The sequence below is a fragment of the Nissabacter sp. SGAir0207 genome (genome assembly GCF_005491205.1).
In the GTDB taxonomy this organism is placed as follows: domain Bacteria; phylum Pseudomonadota; class Gammaproteobacteria; order Enterobacterales; family Enterobacteriaceae; genus Chimaeribacter.
Genome location: NZ_CP028035.1, coordinates 612411 through 627342 on the forward strand (window position 1 = coordinate 612411; position 14932 = coordinate 627342).

Annotated in this window: 12 protein-coding genes and 1 tRNA gene; 5 read left to right on the top strand and 8 right to left on the bottom strand. The window is 55.4% G+C overall.

Features of this window, described 5'->3' with window-relative positions; translation table 11 throughout:
• Positions 1-178 precede the first annotated feature (178 nt).
• On the top strand, positions 179-3010 hold the full coding sequence (locus C1N62_RS02645; protein WP_137762166.1) for an RHS repeat-associated core domain-containing protein: 2832 nt from the start codon (positions 179-181) through the stop codon (positions 3008-3010).
• A gap of 319 nt (positions 3011-3329) precedes the next feature.
• Here C1N62_RS02645 and C1N62_RS02650 read toward each other — a convergent pair whose 3' ends face one another.
• Positions 3330-3719 carry a M15 family metallopeptidase gene (locus tag C1N62_RS02650; protein WP_137762167.1) on the bottom strand — a complete coding sequence of 130 codons (390 nt, stop codon included), beginning with the start codon at positions 3717-3719 and terminating at the stop codon, positions 3330-3332.
• On the bottom strand, positions 3712-4083 hold the full coding sequence (locus C1N62_RS23550; protein WP_137762168.1) for a putative holin: 372 nt from the start codon (positions 4081-4083) through the stop codon (positions 3712-3714). The genes C1N62_RS02650 and C1N62_RS23550 overlap by 8 nt, the downstream gene beginning before the upstream one ends.
• 231 nt (positions 4084-4314) lie before the next feature.
• Here C1N62_RS23550 and C1N62_RS02660 point away from each other — a divergent pair, with 231 nt between their 5' ends.
• A complete protein-coding gene (locus C1N62_RS02660; RefSeq protein ID WP_240775757.1) occupies positions 4315-5160 on the top strand; it encodes a LysR family transcriptional regulator in 846 nt (281 codons plus the stop codon).
• A gap of 944 nt (positions 5161-6104) precedes the next feature.
• On the opposite strand, the gene C1N62_RS02665 is transcribed toward C1N62_RS02660, so the two are convergent.
• Positions 6105-6180, bottom strand: a tRNA-Phe gene (locus tag C1N62_RS02665).
• 549 nt (positions 6181-6729) lie between these two features.
• Between C1N62_RS02665 and speF the strand changes: the two genes are divergently transcribed.
• A complete protein-coding gene (gene speF, locus C1N62_RS02670; protein ID WP_137762170.1) occupies positions 6730-8901 on the top strand; it encodes an ornithine decarboxylase SpeF in 2172 nt (723 codons plus the stop codon).
• Between the two features lie 51 nt (positions 8902-8952).
• Here the strand turns inward: speF and mltC are convergent, their stop codons facing one another.
• The 3 genes from mltC to mutY form a co-directional block, all read right to left on the bottom strand.
• A complete protein-coding gene (gene mltC, locus C1N62_RS02675) occupies positions 8953-10035 on the bottom strand; it encodes a membrane-bound lytic murein transglycosylase MltC (RefSeq protein WP_137762171.1) in 1083 nt (360 codons plus the stop codon).
• A 65-nt stretch (positions 10036-10100) separates the two neighbouring features.
• Positions 10101-10373, bottom strand: a complete 273-nt coding sequence (locus C1N62_RS02680; protein ID WP_137762172.1) for an oxidative damage protection protein — start codon at positions 10371-10373, stop codon at positions 10101-10103.
• 2 nt (positions 10374-10375) lie between these two features.
• Entirely contained in the window at positions 10376-11470 is a 1095-nt protein-coding gene (gene mutY, locus C1N62_RS02685; protein ID WP_137762173.1) for an A/G-specific adenine glycosylase, read from the bottom strand.
• A gap of 189 nt (positions 11471-11659) precedes the next feature.
• Between mutY and trmB the strand changes: the two genes are divergently transcribed.
• The gene (trmB, locus tag C1N62_RS02690) at positions 11660-12379 is read left to right on the top strand and encodes a tRNA (guanosine(46)-N7)-methyltransferase TrmB (protein ID WP_137762174.1); all 720 of its coding nucleotides are present in this window, start codon (positions 11660-11662) and stop codon (positions 12377-12379) included.
• Positions 12379-12705, top strand: a complete 327-nt coding sequence (locus C1N62_RS02695; protein WP_137762175.1) for a YggL family protein — start codon at positions 12379-12381, stop codon at positions 12703-12705. The genes trmB and C1N62_RS02695 overlap by 1 nt, the downstream gene beginning before the upstream one ends.
• A 47-nt stretch (positions 12706-12752) precedes the next feature.
• Here the strand turns inward: C1N62_RS02695 and cysG are convergent, their stop codons facing one another.
• Together cysG and nirC are read right to left on the bottom strand one after the other, a co-directional pair.
• Entirely contained in the window at positions 12753-14123 is a 1371-nt protein-coding gene (gene cysG / locus C1N62_RS02700; RefSeq protein WP_137762176.1) for a siroheme synthase CysG, read from the bottom strand.
• A 1-nt stretch (position 14124) separates the two neighbouring features.
• Positions 14125-14925, bottom strand: coding sequence for a nitrite transporter NirC (gene nirC / locus C1N62_RS02705; RefSeq protein ID WP_137762177.1), 801 nt, complete (start codon positions 14923-14925; stop codon positions 14125-14127).
• Between the last annotated feature and the right edge of the window lie 7 nt (positions 14926-14932).

The window sequence follows — 14932 nt, forward strand, 5'->3', positions numbered from 1 at the left end:
TAAATGGCATTACCTCTCCTGAATAATTAACGGTAAATTTATTTTTATTCTGAAGATAATCAATAAATACGCGCACTGAAAACCGTCACTCTCTCTTTTTCTCAGATTTTTTGTCATCAAAGACGAATTTACCCCCTGCGTGTTATTTATTGAGGATTCTGTAATTCATGAGGAATTTATGACTCACTCTTTATTTACTCAAACGCCCACACTTACCGTGAAAGATAATCGCGGTATAACCATACGCACGCTGAACTGGAACCGAAATCAGGCAGGGCAGCCTCTTACGCTGCTGGTCAGCCGCACATCGGTTAACCATGGCGGTCTTTGCATGACAGCCTGCGATGCGCGACTGTTTCAACATGGCCAGGTGAATCTCTCCACGACCCGCTCTCTTGCCAGCCAAGTACTGCGTCGTGAGAGCGCCGACAGCGGTCAGGATATTATGCTATATGACGCTGCCGGGCACCTGGCCTGGGCCCAAAACCCGGCAGGCACGGTGACGCTGTGGGCCTATGATGAACTGGGCAGGCCACTTACCCGCAGGCTGCAAACACAGGGGGCACCCACGGCGACGACCGCCGCGATTCTGGTGTATGGAGAGAATGACGCGGTCACGCCTTTCCCTGAAAAAGATAATCTGCGCGGATGCTGTGTACGGCGTTACGACGAAGGGGGGCTACTGACGACCAACCGTGTTGCGCTCAGCGGGACGCCTTCGTCGTCGTCAGTGACCTTTCTTACCGATGCAGAACAGCTACCAGACTGGCCGACAGATTCGGCCCAGCGCAATGCCCTACTGGAAACTGACGCGTTTACGACCGTGGTACAGGCGGATGCGATGGGGCATCCTCTCGCGGAGACTTCTGGCTCGGGTCATATTGTCACGACCCGCTATGACGTCAGTGGTATGTCGGTGTCACAGTACGTACGGCTTCAGGGTGATGAACAAACCACGCCATTGCTGCTTAACCAAACACGAAATGCAGCGGGGCAGGTACTGACAGACGTCGCCGGCAATGGGGTGACGACAACCTATAGCTATGACACGAAGACGCAGCGTTTGAGTACGATATCGGCAGCACGTCATGGCGATGGGGAGGTTGTGCAGGCGCAGGAGTATAGCTGGGACCCGGTCGGAAATCTTACGGCGATCGCGGATGGCAACATCAGCACAGCCTGGTATCGCAACCAGATGACGAATGGAACCCGGTTATACACCTATGATGCGCTTTACCAACTGATCACGGCTACCGGGCGGGAAAACAGTTCGCATGGCGCACAGGGCAGTGGCCTGCCACCCATGATGGGTCTGGATAATAATCAGTATGTAAACTATTCACGTCGTTACACCTACGACAGCGGTGGCAACCTGATCGCGCTGACTCACAATGGGGTGACGAATACCACCCTGAATATGGTGACAGACAACGCTTCCAATCAAAGTATCCGACAAAACAGCGCGAATACTCTGACGCCGGAGACGGTGGACTGGGACAGTTGGTTTACTGCCGGCGGGCAACTGAAAAATCTACACACCGAAGGCGAGTCGGAGCAACTGAGCTGGGATGCCAATAACTGCTTACAAGCGGTGACGCTGGTGCAACGCAGCAGCACCGACTCAAGGCAGAACGATCGGGAAATCTACCAGTACCGGGATGGTATACGGTTACGTAAGCAGATGCGGACGCTAACCAACAAAACCACCGGGCTATGGACGATTAACGAGGTTCGCTATCTGCCCGGACTGGAGATATGCAATACATGGCAAGAGAACGAAGGCGTCGCAGATTCACCCATTGAACAACGGGATGTTTTAACGACGCAGGCCGGGCGGGCGGCTATTCGGGTACTGTTCTGGCATCGTGGAAAGCCAGCGAGCATCGCTAATGGCCAGATTCGCTACAGCATTGACGATAACATTGGCTCATCGCACCTGGAGCTGGATGGTGACGGGCTTATTATCAGCCGTGAAGAGTATTACCCCTTTGGCGGGACCGCTGTATGGGCAGGCCGTAACCAGACGGAAGCGGATTACAAGACCGTGCGTTACTCGGGGAAAGAACGGGATGGCACGGGGCTGTACTACTATGGTTATCGTTACTATGCGCCGTGGTTATGTCGATGGACGGCAGCAGATCCTGGCCGCGAGGTGGATGGCTTAAACCTCTACCGAATGGTAAGGAATAATCCACTGACGCTGCGTGATAATGACGGCAGAAATCCTGATGACCCGCTTTACGTGGAGTTGAAGAATCGGTTGCCCCACGCTATCGACATTGCGAAAGAAATGATTAATGGTGCAATGTCGGCGCTTGAACCACAGAAAAAATCAACTTTTTCCAAAAAGAAAACTCCTGATTCATCAAAAGAGCTGGTAAGGGATTTTATCGGTGATGATTCGGATGAAACCATCAATCATCTTAGAAATAAATTAAGTTCAATTAAAATACTGGTTAATAAACTGACACCTGAACATTTTAAAATTTATGAAGTCATTCCTGGAGTACCTAACGCAACAGCTTGTGTCACGACTTGGGATGGAGCATGTTATCGCAAGGGTAAACCGTTTATCATCAAATTTTCATACACGGAAGCAAAGTTTACTCATGTGGTTGGTATAGGTGCAGCCATTATTCATGAGGCAAGTCATCTTGCTGTTAATACTGAGGATCATGCATATCCTACACACCTTATGTCATATCAGGATGTGAAACATAACCAACTAGCCCCGCTTCACGAACTTGCTCGGCAAAATCCTGAAAAGGCTTTGGATAATGCAGAATCATTATCGACATTAACTTTGCTCCTTCACGCTTCATCGCATAGTAGTGTAAATTATATTAATTTTTTTGAAAAGTATGTGGAAACTAAAAAAAATGGGGCACCAGAGACACAGTTTGATATATTGCCTAATTATAAAGGAGAAGAACCGCAACGCCAGCCACGGCCACAGCCACAAGCTTCAGGCTCTGGGATTGTAGGAAAGAATGGGCGGGTATACATCTGAAATTTATAAACGGCTTTGTATTCTATAACATATAGCGTCAATGCATAACGATGGCGGCCCAGAGAGGCCGCCATAACTGAAAAAAGTTAACTAAATGCCAGGGATGTCCATAACAGAGGGCAGGGCGTCTGGCGGCATCATAAAATACTTCTCTCAAAGGGAAGATGTCTCTATTTATGACTCGATAAAATGGGGTGAGTTTTTTTCGCGGAGTTTCAACTGGCAAGATGAAATCTTCGGCTTTGTTAAAAAATGTAAGCCGAAGATTTCGTAACAATGTCTACATTATGACTTGTGACATTCATGTGGAACTTAATATTCAAAGCGGATAGTCCCGCCACGGGAGTTGAAAGTGTGCTCCATCTTTGAATGTTTTCCAATCTCCTCCCCACTCTATAGGAAGTTTGGTAATGACAGACGCTTTTTTGAATGCATCAGCAATCATCTCATAATAGGCAAAGTCCCAGCTACCTGAAGCGTCAGGATAGGCGAAAACATCAATAGCGTGACCAGAGAGGTGGCGGCTATTAAGCGTTTGTGACTTTCCCTGTTTGACGAGCAACTTTTGTTGTTCAATTGTCCGTAATCCTTCTGTAATGCAAAAGTCAACCGTGCTCAATTTCAGTGCCTGATGAGCAAGGGTGCCAAGATCGTTATGCACACCTACCAGATTATTCTTGCTGCGTTCGCTAAATATAAAATCACTCATCTCGATTACCCCTTTTAATAAAAAAATCTAAAAGTGACATTTTCTTGGCTGGTTTTATACATAAAAACATTAACAGTCGAACGGAAGCAACGGACGAGATCGTAGCACCAATCGATAAAGGGATTGCTGCCTCTACCACAAAAATGTTTACAATCCAATGGCTTACTATTGTTGTGGTAAATTCCGCTGATAAAATCCCAATGAAGAATGATGCTATAAAAAGTATTGTTCTTATATATATATTGAAATCATCAGCAGAGGTTACGAATATCATGCTACCCACGACTGCACCCAATATAACATCGGGTTCAGAAGAAGATACGGAACCCAATAATGTATTTAGTATTAATATAACGTCCTCCATATTTTCTTCAGTGCACTGATATCTCAAATGCTGATGTTAACACACCAGACATTTCCCACGTCAGGTATATTAAATGAGAGAAAGAGTGATCGTTAACTAAAAAATAGAAATAAATAGATTAAAAAATGACAAGATACAGATCGGTTTTTTTGTTTCAATGCTATTGTAAATTGACAATGTTTTAAATGTATACTTTTATGTGTTAATTAACAAGGTGCATGTCAAGTGAATATGTTAATATCAAAACAGATGAAGTATTTTATTACGACAGTTCAAGAGAGAAGTTTTACGCGAGCCGCGGAAAAGCTTTATATTACCCGTTCTCCTCTAACAAAAATAATCAGTGAAATGGAAGAGATATTGGGTCAGAAATTATTTCTGCGCAAATATAACGATCTGGAACCAACGCCATTTGCGCTTGAGTTGTTTTCAAAGATTCATTCCACTTACAATTATCTACTGGGTGTCGAAGAGTTTATCTTTAATAATCAAAATATCCCGGAAAAATTCAAGTTTGATTACAGTATTCCACAGTATATTTTTGAGCATATCTCTGCTGCAGTCAGCTTTGAGTTTCCCGGCGCCTTATGTATCAGAGAGCATCTTGCAACTCAACAATCTGAGATTGTTAATAACTTGCAAAATGATATCATCATTTCACACCGTCAGTTCAAAATATTCCCCTCTATTCAAGAAGAAAAGTGGCAGCATGATGGTTTTGTATTTGTTCGGAACAACAGTATGACGACGAAAGGACAACCCTCTCATCTGTTAATTTACAAAGATAAGTTCACCCATATGATAAAATCGAGTTTTTTATATTATTTCCAAAATGAATATGCCGTCACTGATTTAGTGGAGCATGACTTTGATATCACAAAACTTCTCTACTATATTAAAACAGGAAGATATCATTCAGTGATGTCTTTAAAAATGGCTTCCGCTTACCGAGGCATGGGGATTCGTTATGAACCCGCTGTTAACATTCCTCGGAATGTTTATATCTACTTCCAAAAAGATGGGCCTTCCAGACAGAAAATAGAAATGCTCAAGTACATAATCAATATGTATTTGTGAAGTGAGAACCTATTGTTGCATATAAAATCACCTTGCCAGTAGCAAGCGTGATGACATAAAGCCATCCTGCAACCACAATTCAGAACATTTTCTGCAAGACAGTTATTCACATTTAACCTCTGGTAAAATAGAAAAACATTGAGGCGGGCAAGATAACATCTCGATGTAAAATAAATATAAAAATGCACTACAAATTTTTACTTAAACAGCAGTGGTAATACTACATTACTGATTCCAAGATGTTCTTTTTAAGAAATTTTTTGGAAAAATCACTCATGCATAACAAGAAAGAGATTTTTTACACAACATCACGATTTTTCAGTGGGTTTTGTAGCTTGGAAGCGCTGCCCTAGGGCGAGCCGCAGGAGGCGGCGAGTGAATCGAGCGCAGTTCGATGGAGAGTCCGGACGCAGAAAAGCAAAAACCCGCCTTTTGGGCGGGTTCTTTAAATAAGTGGTGCCCGGACTCGGACAAAACGCCGGGAGCGTTTTGCACAGCGCGTTAGCGCTGCCCGTAGGGCGAGCCGCAGGAAGCGGCGAGTGAATCGAACGTAGTTCGATGGAGAGTCCGGACGCAGAAAAGCAAAAACCCGCCATAAGGCGGGTTTTCTGAATAAGTGGTGCCCGGACTCGGACAAAACGCCGGGAGCGTTTTGCACAGCGCGTTAGCGCTGCCCGTAGGGCGAGCCGCAGGAAGCGGCGAGTGAATCGAACGCAGTTCGATGAAGAGTCCGGACGCAGAAAAGCAAAAACCCGCCTTTTGGGCGGGTTCTTTAAATAAGTGGTGCCCGGACTCGGACAAAACGCCGGGAGCGTTTTGCACAGCGCGTCAGCGCTGCCCGCAGGGCGAGCCGCAGGAAGCGGCGAGTGAATCGAACGCAGTTCGATGAAGAGTCCGGATGCAGAAAAGCAAAAACCCGCCATAAGGCGGGTTTTCTGAATAAGTGGTGCCCGGACTCGGAATCGAACCAAGGACACGGGGATTTTCAATCCCCTGCTCTACCGACTGAGCTATCCGGGCAACGGGGCGCATTAAACCGTATTGGCTGGATGCCGTCAACGGGTTTTTCCTGCTTTGTGGTTCAAGCGTTGAATTTTATAGCAATGACCGGTTGGGTAGGGGGCTGCGCCGGGGATGAAGCTTGAACCCCTTAGGGAAAAGTGCCATGATTGCGCAAATTTTGACTTCCGTTATTGCGCGAAAGCGATGAGGGTTGCGGCATGACACTCTTCACACATTGCTCCTCCCCATGTTGCTACGTGGCGTCTGCCACGGCCTCGTCAATGCCTGTTCGCCGGTGCCCGGCGCTCTCCTGTTCGATACCCCTTGCTGAATTCACCATGCGGTGAAGCCAACCTGTGCTCGCGGTTAGCCATTATTAAAAACAGAGCCGCACTCTGGTTTTACTGATGTCTATCAACGGTGCTGATCCCAGTTATCGTCTGAATCCGACCCGCCGCGTTACCAGTGGGCAGGCATCACTTTGCCGGGATGGCACGCCGTGTGGTGCCTTCCCATTGCCGTGCCGACGTGGCACACCCTCATCCTTCACAGTTTGAGAGTTGAGATATGAAATCATTGAAAATAGCAGCAAGCGCCGGCGTGGCCCCACGTCTCGATACCGCCCGTGACATCATTGGGTTGGATGCCGCGGACTATACCGACGTCGCCGCGATCGTGGTGTCTGCCAGTGATCTGGCCGCCGGCCGGTTGGACGCCATTGAGCAGAGCGGGTTCGCCATCCCGGCATTTGTTGCTGTGACTGGGGAGGAGAGCGTCTCCCCGGACTATTTGCCACGTCTGAAAGGGGTCATTGCGCTGCATGACGCCAACCGGGCTTTCTACGGTGCCCAGGTGGAGGCCGCCGCCACCGCGTATGAGGAGGCGCTGTTCCCGCCGTTCTTCGACACGCTGAAAAAGTATGTCGAGATGAAGAATGCCACCTTTGCCTGCCCCGGCCATCAGGGCGGGGAGTTCTTCATGCGTCACCCGGCTGGCCGCCAGTTCTATGAGTTCTTCGGCGAGAACGTCTTTCGTGCTGACATGTGCAATGCTGACGTCAAGCTGGGCGATCTGCTGATCCACGAGGGCAGCGCCAAAGACGCGCAGAAACACGCGGCAAAGGTGTTTAACGCCGACAAAACCTACTTCGTGCTGAATGGCACGTCGGCGGCGAATAAGGTGGTGTGCAACGCGCTGCTGACGCGTGGCGATCTGGTGCTGTTCGACCGCAACAACCACAAATCCAACCATCACGGTGCGCTGATCCAGGCTGGGGCGACACCGGTCTATCTGGAGACGGCGCGTAACCCGTTCGGCTTTATCGGCGGCATTGACGCGCACTGCTTCGATGAGGCCTACCTGCGCCAGCAAGTTCGCGAGGTGGCGCCGCACAAGGCTGGCGCGGCGCGGCCATTCCGGTTGGCGATCATCCAGCTCGGCACCTACGACGGCACCGTCTACAACGCCCGGCAGGTGGTGGAGAAGATCGGCCACCTGTGTGACTACATCCTGTTTGACTCCGCGTGGGTCGGCTATGAGCAGTTTATCCCGATGATGCAGCAGTGCTCGCCGCTGCTGCTCGACCTGGATGAAAACGATCCGGGCATTATCGTCACCCAGTCGGTGCACAAGCAGCAGGCAGGCTTCTCCCAGACCTCGCAGATCCATAAAAAAGATAACCACATCAAGGGGCAGAAGCGCCACGTCAGCCACAAAAAGCTGAACAACGCCTTCATGCTGCACGCCTCCACCAGCCCGTTCTACCCGCTGTTCGCGGCGCTGGACGTCAACGCGCGGATGCATGCCAACGGCAGCGGCCACCACATGTGGCTCGAGTGCGTCAAAACTGGCATCGAGGCGCGCAAAATGCTGCTCAACCGTTGCAGCATGATCAAGCCCTTCGTGCCGGTGCAGGTGGATGGCACGCCGTGGCAGGATCACGACACCAACCTGATGGCCAATGACGTGCGCTTCTTCGACTTCGTGCCGGGCGAGAAGTGGCACGCCTTCGAGGGCTACGCCGACAACCAGTACTTCGTCGATCCCTGCAAGCTGTTGCTGACCACGCCGGGCATCGATGCGGCGACTGGCAAGTACACCCCGTTCGGCATCCCGGCCACCATCCTCGCCAACTACCTGCGCGAGAACGGCATCGTGCCGGAGAAGAGCGATCTCAACTCGATCCTGTTCCTGCTGACGCCCGCAGAGAGCATGGCGAAAATGACGCATCTGGTGGAGGAGCTGGTGCGCTTCGAGCGCTACATCGCCGAAGATGCGCCGCTCGAGGAGGTGCTGCCGACGGTCTACCGCAAGAACGAGGCGCGCTACCGCGGCTACACCCTGCGCCAGCTCTGCCAGGAGATGCATGACCTCTACGTCAGCTTTGACGTGAAGCAGTTGCAGAAAGAGATGTTCCGCCATGCCCACCTGCCACAGGTGGAGATGAACACCCAGGACGCGCACAACGAATTTATCCGCGACAACGCCGAGCTGGTGCCGATCGGCGAGGCTGCCGGGCGGGTGGCGGTGGAGGGGGCGCTGCCCTATCCGCCGGGGGTGCTCTGCGTGGTGCCGGGCGAGGTGTGGGGCGGGGCGGTGCAACGCTACTTCATGGCGCTGGAGGAGGGCATCAACCGGTTGCCGGGCTTCTCGCCGGAGTTGCAGGGCGTCTACGTCGAGAAAAAGCCAGAGGGGTGGCGACGCATCATGGGGTACGTGCTGGCGCAGCCGCCAGCCTGATCCCCGCCATAAAAAAAGGCCGCGCAATGCGGCCTTTTTGTTGGAGAGAGCTTAACCGCCGCGGCGGTAGCTCTTCTGCGCGGTGTTGACCTTGTAGAGGTAACGGCGCGACTCGCCAGAGGGGTGCTTGGTGGTCAGGGTGGTGTAGACATCCCCCGGCGCCATGCTGTTGATGATGTTCAACGCCCGCTCCTTGTCGCTGGAGAAGACGCGCAGCACGCTGCCCGCGCCGCCGTTGTAGGCGGTGATCACCGCATAACGGCGGGAGGTCGGGTTGCTGATGCCGCCCAGATAGTTGTTCTGCAAAATCGCCAGATAGGCGGTGCCGGTGTCGATGTTGTTCGCCGGGTCAAACAGGTAGCTGCGGCTCGGCTTGCCCCATTTCCCCTGCATCTTGAACACGTCCACGCCCGCGGAGTGCTGCACCACCTGCATCAGCCCCAGTGCGTCGGAGTGGCTGACCGCGTAGGGGTTGAAGCTCGATTCGGTCTGCATGATTGCCAGGATCAGCGAGGATTCGACGCCATACTTGGCGGCCGCCTGTCGCACCATCGGCAGGTATTTATGCGCACGCTTGTCGAGGTGGTTGGGTACCAGCTGGATGGTCACTGAGTAGATAACGCGCAGGCCGGACTCGCGCTTTTGCAGGCGGCTCTGCAACAGGTAGTCAGCAAAGCGCGCGGCGCGCCACTCCCAGCGGATCGGCTCGCCGGTGTTGTCCAGCACCTGGCCGTAGAGCAGCGGCTCCTTGCTGATCTGGATGTCGTTGGCGTCTGAGTAGAGATCGACGCCGCCCGGATCCTCGCCAATCAGCAGGGTGGTGATGATCGCCTGACGCAGGTGCGCCGCGGGATCGGTGCCAGCGATGGTCTCGATGGTGATGGTGCCGCTATCAAAGTTGATGTGGCTGCGGGTCTGGTACTGGTCGGAATATTTGACGTAATCCTTCGGCCCGGCGATCAGAACCTCGTTCATCCCCCAGATATTTTCGATATTGTTGGCGAACTGCCCCATCAGGATATCGAAGCCGTTGGTATCCTTCACAAATGCTTCATTGAATTCATTGCTGTTTTTTTTGCCGGAGCAAGACACCAGCAGAGGCGCGACAAGGAGCAGCGCTAAAATTTTCTTCATCTTCAAAGCCGTGTCGTGATGAAAGAAGCAGGGCCAATCCAGCCCTGAAAATGTGATGTCCCGGACTATTCGCTCGGCGGGGTGTAGCCTTCGATGTGGACGTCCTGTCCCTCAAACAGGAAGTTGATCATCTCCTGCTCCAGCAGTTTGCGGTCGGCCACGTTGATCATGTTGAGTTTTTTCTCGTTGATCAGCATGGTCTGCTTGGTCTGCCACTGCGCCCACGCCTCTTTGGAGATCTCGTTATAGATGCGCTTGCCCAGATCGCCCGGATAGAGCTGGAAGTCCTGGCCCTCGGCCTCGCGTTTTAAAAAGGTGCAATAGATGGTTCTGCTCATGCTTATTCCTCATCGGCGGCGTGATGGCCAAATAGTGTGTGCTGTGTGGGCGCGTGGCGCGCCAGCTGGGCCAACAGGCGCTCAACCGGGGCGGCCAGCCCCACAGAGGGCGGTTGCGCTAAGTTATACCAGAGACCGGAGCCGGCATCCATGCCACCCGGCGCGGATGCGCTGGTTATGTGCACCGGTACGATATCCAGGTGGAAGTGGCTGAATGTATGGCGAAAGGCGACCAGCTGCTCGCGCGGCGCGCCCTGGAGCTGGTGCCCGGCCAGCCACGCCACCAGCGCGCTCTCCTCCTCAAACTGCGGGAAGCAGTATAGCCCACCCCACAGCCCGGAGGGCGGGCGCTTCTCCAGCCAAACGTGCCCCTGCCGCTCCACCAATGCCAGCCAGCCGGTGCGCACCGGCAGCACTTTTTTCGGCTTCTTGCCGGGGTACTCGGCCCAGCTATGGTGGGCGTAGGCTTCGCAGCCACGGTTCAGCGGGCAGATCTCGCACTTGGGCTTGGAGCGGGTACAGACCATCGCCCCGAGATCCATCATCGCCTGATTGAACTTCTGCACGCCAGCGGCTGGCGTCACCTGTTCGCTAATCTGCCACAGGCGGTTCTCGACGCGCTTCTCGCCCGGCCAGCCAGCCACCGCGTAGCAGCGCGCCAGCACGCGCTTCACGTTGCCGTCGAGGATCGGGTAATGCTGCCCCAATGACAGCGACAGCACCGCGCCAGCGGTGGAGCGGCCAACGCCCGGCAGGGCCGCGACCGCCTCAAAGGTGGTGGGGAACTCGCCGCCGTGCAGCGTGACCACCTGCTGCGCCGCCTTGTGCAGGTTGCGGGCGCGGGCGTAGTAGCCCAGCCCGGTCCAGAGGTGCAGCACCTCATCCAGCGGAGCGGCGGCCAGATCGCGCACGTCCGGGAAGCGCGCCATAAAGCGTTCAAAGTAGGGAATGACGGTTGCCACCTGGGTCTGTTGCAACATCACTTCAGAGAGCCATACTTTGTAGGGAGTTTTTTCGAGTTGCCACGGCAGGGTCTTGCGGCCGTAGCGCTGGTACCAGTCAAGCACCTGGTGCGCGAACTGTTGCGCTTCCATCATAGGCGGGTTCGATAGTCATCAGATAATGAGTAGCCAGCGATTCCAGCACAGACGCTGGCCGGAGTAAACCGGAAGTTGCCGACTATGGGCACCATAACGGCGACAATCTCAACGCGGCGCTTGCTAAAGCAGGGTATCTTTGGATAATGCGCCTTTCTTTTATTCACAGCCAAACAGACGATAAGCACCATGATTAATGACGTCATTTCACCGGAATTTGATGAAAACGGCCGCCCGATGCGCCGTATCCGCAGCTTTGTCCGCCGCCAGGGCCGCCTGACCAAAGGGCAGCAACTCGCGCTGGACAACTACTGGCCGGAAATGGGCGTGGAGTACCAGACGTCGCCGGTCAGCCTGGAGACACTGTTTGGCCGTGAGGCACCGACGGTGCTGGAGATCGGCTTTGGCATGGGCACCTCGCTGGTGACCATGGCGCAGAACAACCCGCACCAGAACTTCCTCGGCATTGAAGTGCACTCGCCGGGCGTCGGCGCGTGCCTCGGCACCGCCCATGAGGCGGGTGTCAGCAACCTGCGCGTGATGTGCCATGACGCGGTGGAAGTGCTGGAGAACATGATCCCGGACAACTCGCTGACCATGGTGCAGCTGTTCTTCCCGGATCCATGGCACAAGGCGCGCCACAACAAGCGCCGCATCGTGCAGGTGCCGTTTGCCGATCTGGTGCTGCGCAAGCTGAAGCTGGGCGGCGTCTTCCATATGGCGACCGACTGGGAAGCCTATGCGGAGCACATGCTGGAGGTGATGAACCAGATCGCTGGCTACCGTAACCGCTCCGAGAGCGGCGGCTACGTGCCGCGCCCGGACTCCCGCCCGCTGACCAAATTCGAAGCGCGTGGCCACCGTCTCGGCCACGGCGTATGGGACTTAATGTTCGAGAGGAAGAAGTAATGGCCACACAACGCAGCCGCCGTTTACGCAAAAAATTACATATCGCGGAGTTCCAGGAGCTGGGCTTCTCCGTCAAGTGGGCCTTCCCTGAGGGCACGCCGGTGGATGAGATCGACCGCGCGCTGGATGCCTTCATTGATGGGGTGATCGAGCCGAATGGCCTGGCCTTTGATGGCAGCGGCTATTTGCAGTGGGAAGGGCTGGTCTGCCTGCAAAAGGTGGGCCGCTGCACTGACGAGCACCGCCAGCTGGTGCAGGCGTGGCTGGAGCAGCACAAGATGCAGGACGTGGTGGTCAGCGACCTGTTTGATATCTGGTGGGATTGAGTCCCGCCTGAAAAAAAAAGCGCCTGCGGGCGCTTTTTTTATGGGCGTCAGGCACCGAACCAGTTGAGCCGCTCACGCAGCGCCACCACCCGGCCAACGATGATCAAACTGGGGCTGCGCACCTCCTGCGCCAGCGCCGCCAGTTGCGCCAGCGTGCCGCTCACCACCCGCTGTTGCGTGGAGGTGCCGTTCTCCACCAGCGCCACCGGCATCGCCGGATCCATGCCGTGGTGGATCAACTGCTGCTGGATGGTGGGCGTCTGGCTCAGCCCCATGTAAAACACCAGCGTCTGCCGCTCTGCCTCCAGATTGGCCCAATCCAACTCCCCCTCACGCTGGGCATGGCCGGTCACCAGCCGGACACCCTGCGCGTAGTCGCGGTGGGTCAGCGGGATGCCGCTGTAGGCGGCGCAGCCCGAGGCGGCGGTGATGCCGGGCACCACCGAGAAGGGGATGCCCGCGTCGTGCAGCGTCTCCAGCTCCTCGCCGCCGCGGCCAAAGATAAAGGGATCGCCGCCTTTCAGCCGCACCACCCGGTTGCCGCTGCGCGCCTGATCCAGCAGGATCTGGTTGATCTGATCCTGCGGCACGCAGTGGTGGCCAGCGCGCTTGCCGACAAAGATCCGCGTGGCATCACGCCGCACCAGCGCCATGATCTCATCAGAGACCAGCCGGTCATACACCACCACATCCGCCTGCTGGATCTGCTGCAACCCCTTCAGCGTCAGCAAACCGGCGTCCCCCGGCCCGGCACCGACCAGCACCACCTCGCCGCGATCCTCCAGCGGCTGCTCGAACAGCGCCTCGGTCAGTTGCGTGACCTGCTGGGCATCATGGTTAGCCAGCGCCTGCGTCAGCCGACTGTGGCTCAGCAGCTTCTCCCAGAAGCGCCGGCGCTCGCCTAACGTTTTCCAGTGCGCCTTGGCCCGCTGCCGCAGGCGACCGGCGTGGCTGGCCAGTGCGCCGAGGTGCTGGGGCAGCAGCGCCTCCAGCTTCTCGCGCAGCAGCCGCGCCAGCACCGGTGCCTGCCCGCCGGAGGAGACCGCCACCATCAGCGGCGAGCGGTCAATGATCGAGGGCATGATAAAGCCGCCCTGTTGCGGCGCATCCACCACATTGCAGAAGATGCGCCGCGCCTCGGCGGCCTCGCTCACCTGTTGGTTGACCGCCGGGGTGTGGGTGGCGGCGATCACCAGCCAGCTTCCTGCCAGCAGCGCTTCGTCAAAGGGACGGGGCACCAGCGTCAGCTCGGCCTGTGCCGCCCAGTGGCGAATCTGCGGCGTGGCCTCTGGCGCGCAGACGGTCAGCCGCGCGCCAGCCTCCAGCAGCAGCCGGGCCTTGCGCTCGGCCACTTCGCCGCCGCCCACCAGCAGGCAGTCACGCCCGCGCAGCTGGCAGAAAATCGGCAGGTAATCCATCTCAGGCCACCCGGTGCTTGGTGGCGTTGGCGGAGTGCGGACGCTGGTCACGCGGGGTCACGTACCAGTAGCCCAGCCCCATAAATACCGCGCCGGAGAAGGTGTTGCCCAGCGTCACCCACAGCAGGTTGTGGCCGATGCCCGACAGGGTGTAGGCCTCGCTGTGGTGGCCGAGCCAGGAGAGGGCGAACAGCGTCATGTTGGCGATGGAGTGCTCATAGCCAGAGGCGATAAAGGCCAGCAAGCACCACCAGATGGCGATGAATTTAGCTGAGCCTTCCACCCGCAGCGCCATCCAGATCGCCAGACAGACCAGCCAGTTGCAGAGCGCGCCCTTGAAGAACAGCACCGAGGCCGGTGCGGTGGTCTTCGCCAGCGCCACGGTGTGCACCAGACTGGTGTCCACCGGCAACAGGCTGCCGCCGCCCCAGCTATAGAGCAGCGCGACCAGCACCGAGCCGAGCAGGTTGCCCAGCCAGGTTTGCGGCAGGATGGCCCACATCTGCCCGGCACTGAGGGTGCCAGCCTTCACGCCGAGCGTCAGGAACATGGTGTGGCCGGTATACAGCTCCGAACCGGCGATGATCACCAGCGTCAGCGCGATGCCGAAGGTCGCGCCCATCACCAGCGGGCGCATGGCCGGTTCCAGCAGGTTGCCGAGGGTGAAGATCAAGATGATCCCCAGCCCGACGTAGGCACCGGCCATCGCGGCGCTGATCCAGAAGCCGAACGGGTTCTCTTGGTTGAGGCGCGCAATGCGGGCGGCATTGGCGGCACACTTATTCAGGGTGTCAGTGAACATACAGCAT

Bases quoted from the DNA above. Each gene is read 5' to 3' on its own strand.
- C1N62_RS02645 (WP_137762166.1), top strand. From the start codon at position 179: ATGACTCACTCTTTATTTACTCAAACGCCCACACTTACCGTGAAAGAT.
- C1N62_RS02650 (WP_137762167.1), bottom strand. From the start codon at position 3,719: ATGAGTGATTTTATATTTAGCGAACGCAGCAAGAATAATCTGGTAGGT.
- C1N62_RS23550 (WP_137762168.1), bottom strand. From the start codon at position 4,083: ATGGAGGACGTTATATTAATACTAAATACATTATTGGGTTCCGTATCT.
- C1N62_RS02660 (WP_240775757.1), top strand. From the start codon at position 4,315: ATGTTAATATCAAAACAGATGAAGTATTTTATTACGACAGTTCAAGAG.
- speF (WP_137762170.1), top strand. From the start codon at position 6,730: ATGAAATCATTGAAAATAGCAGCAAGCGCCGGCGTGGCCCCACGTCTC.
- mltC (WP_137762171.1), bottom strand. From the start codon at position 10,035: ATGAAGAAAATTTTAGCGCTGCTCCTTGTCGCGCCTCTGCTGGTGTCT.
- C1N62_RS02680 (WP_137762172.1), bottom strand. From the start codon at position 10,373: ATGAGCAGAACCATCTATTGCACCTTTTTAAAACGCGAGGCCGAGGGC.
- mutY (WP_137762173.1), bottom strand. From the start codon at position 11,470: ATGATGGAAGCGCAACAGTTCGCGCACCAGGTGCTTGACTGGTACCAG.
- trmB (WP_137762174.1), top strand. From the start codon at position 11,660: ATGATTAATGACGTCATTTCACCGGAATTTGATGAAAACGGCCGCCCG.
- C1N62_RS02695 (WP_137762175.1), top strand. From the start codon at position 12,379: ATGGCCACACAACGCAGCCGCCGTTTACGCAAAAAATTACATATCGCG.
- cysG (WP_137762176.1), bottom strand. From the start codon at position 14,123: ATGGATTACCTGCCGATTTTCTGCCAGCTGCGCGGGCGTGACTGCCTG.
- nirC (WP_137762177.1), bottom strand. From the start codon at position 14,925: ATGTTCACTGACACCCTGAATAAGTGTGCCGCCAATGCCGCCCGCATT.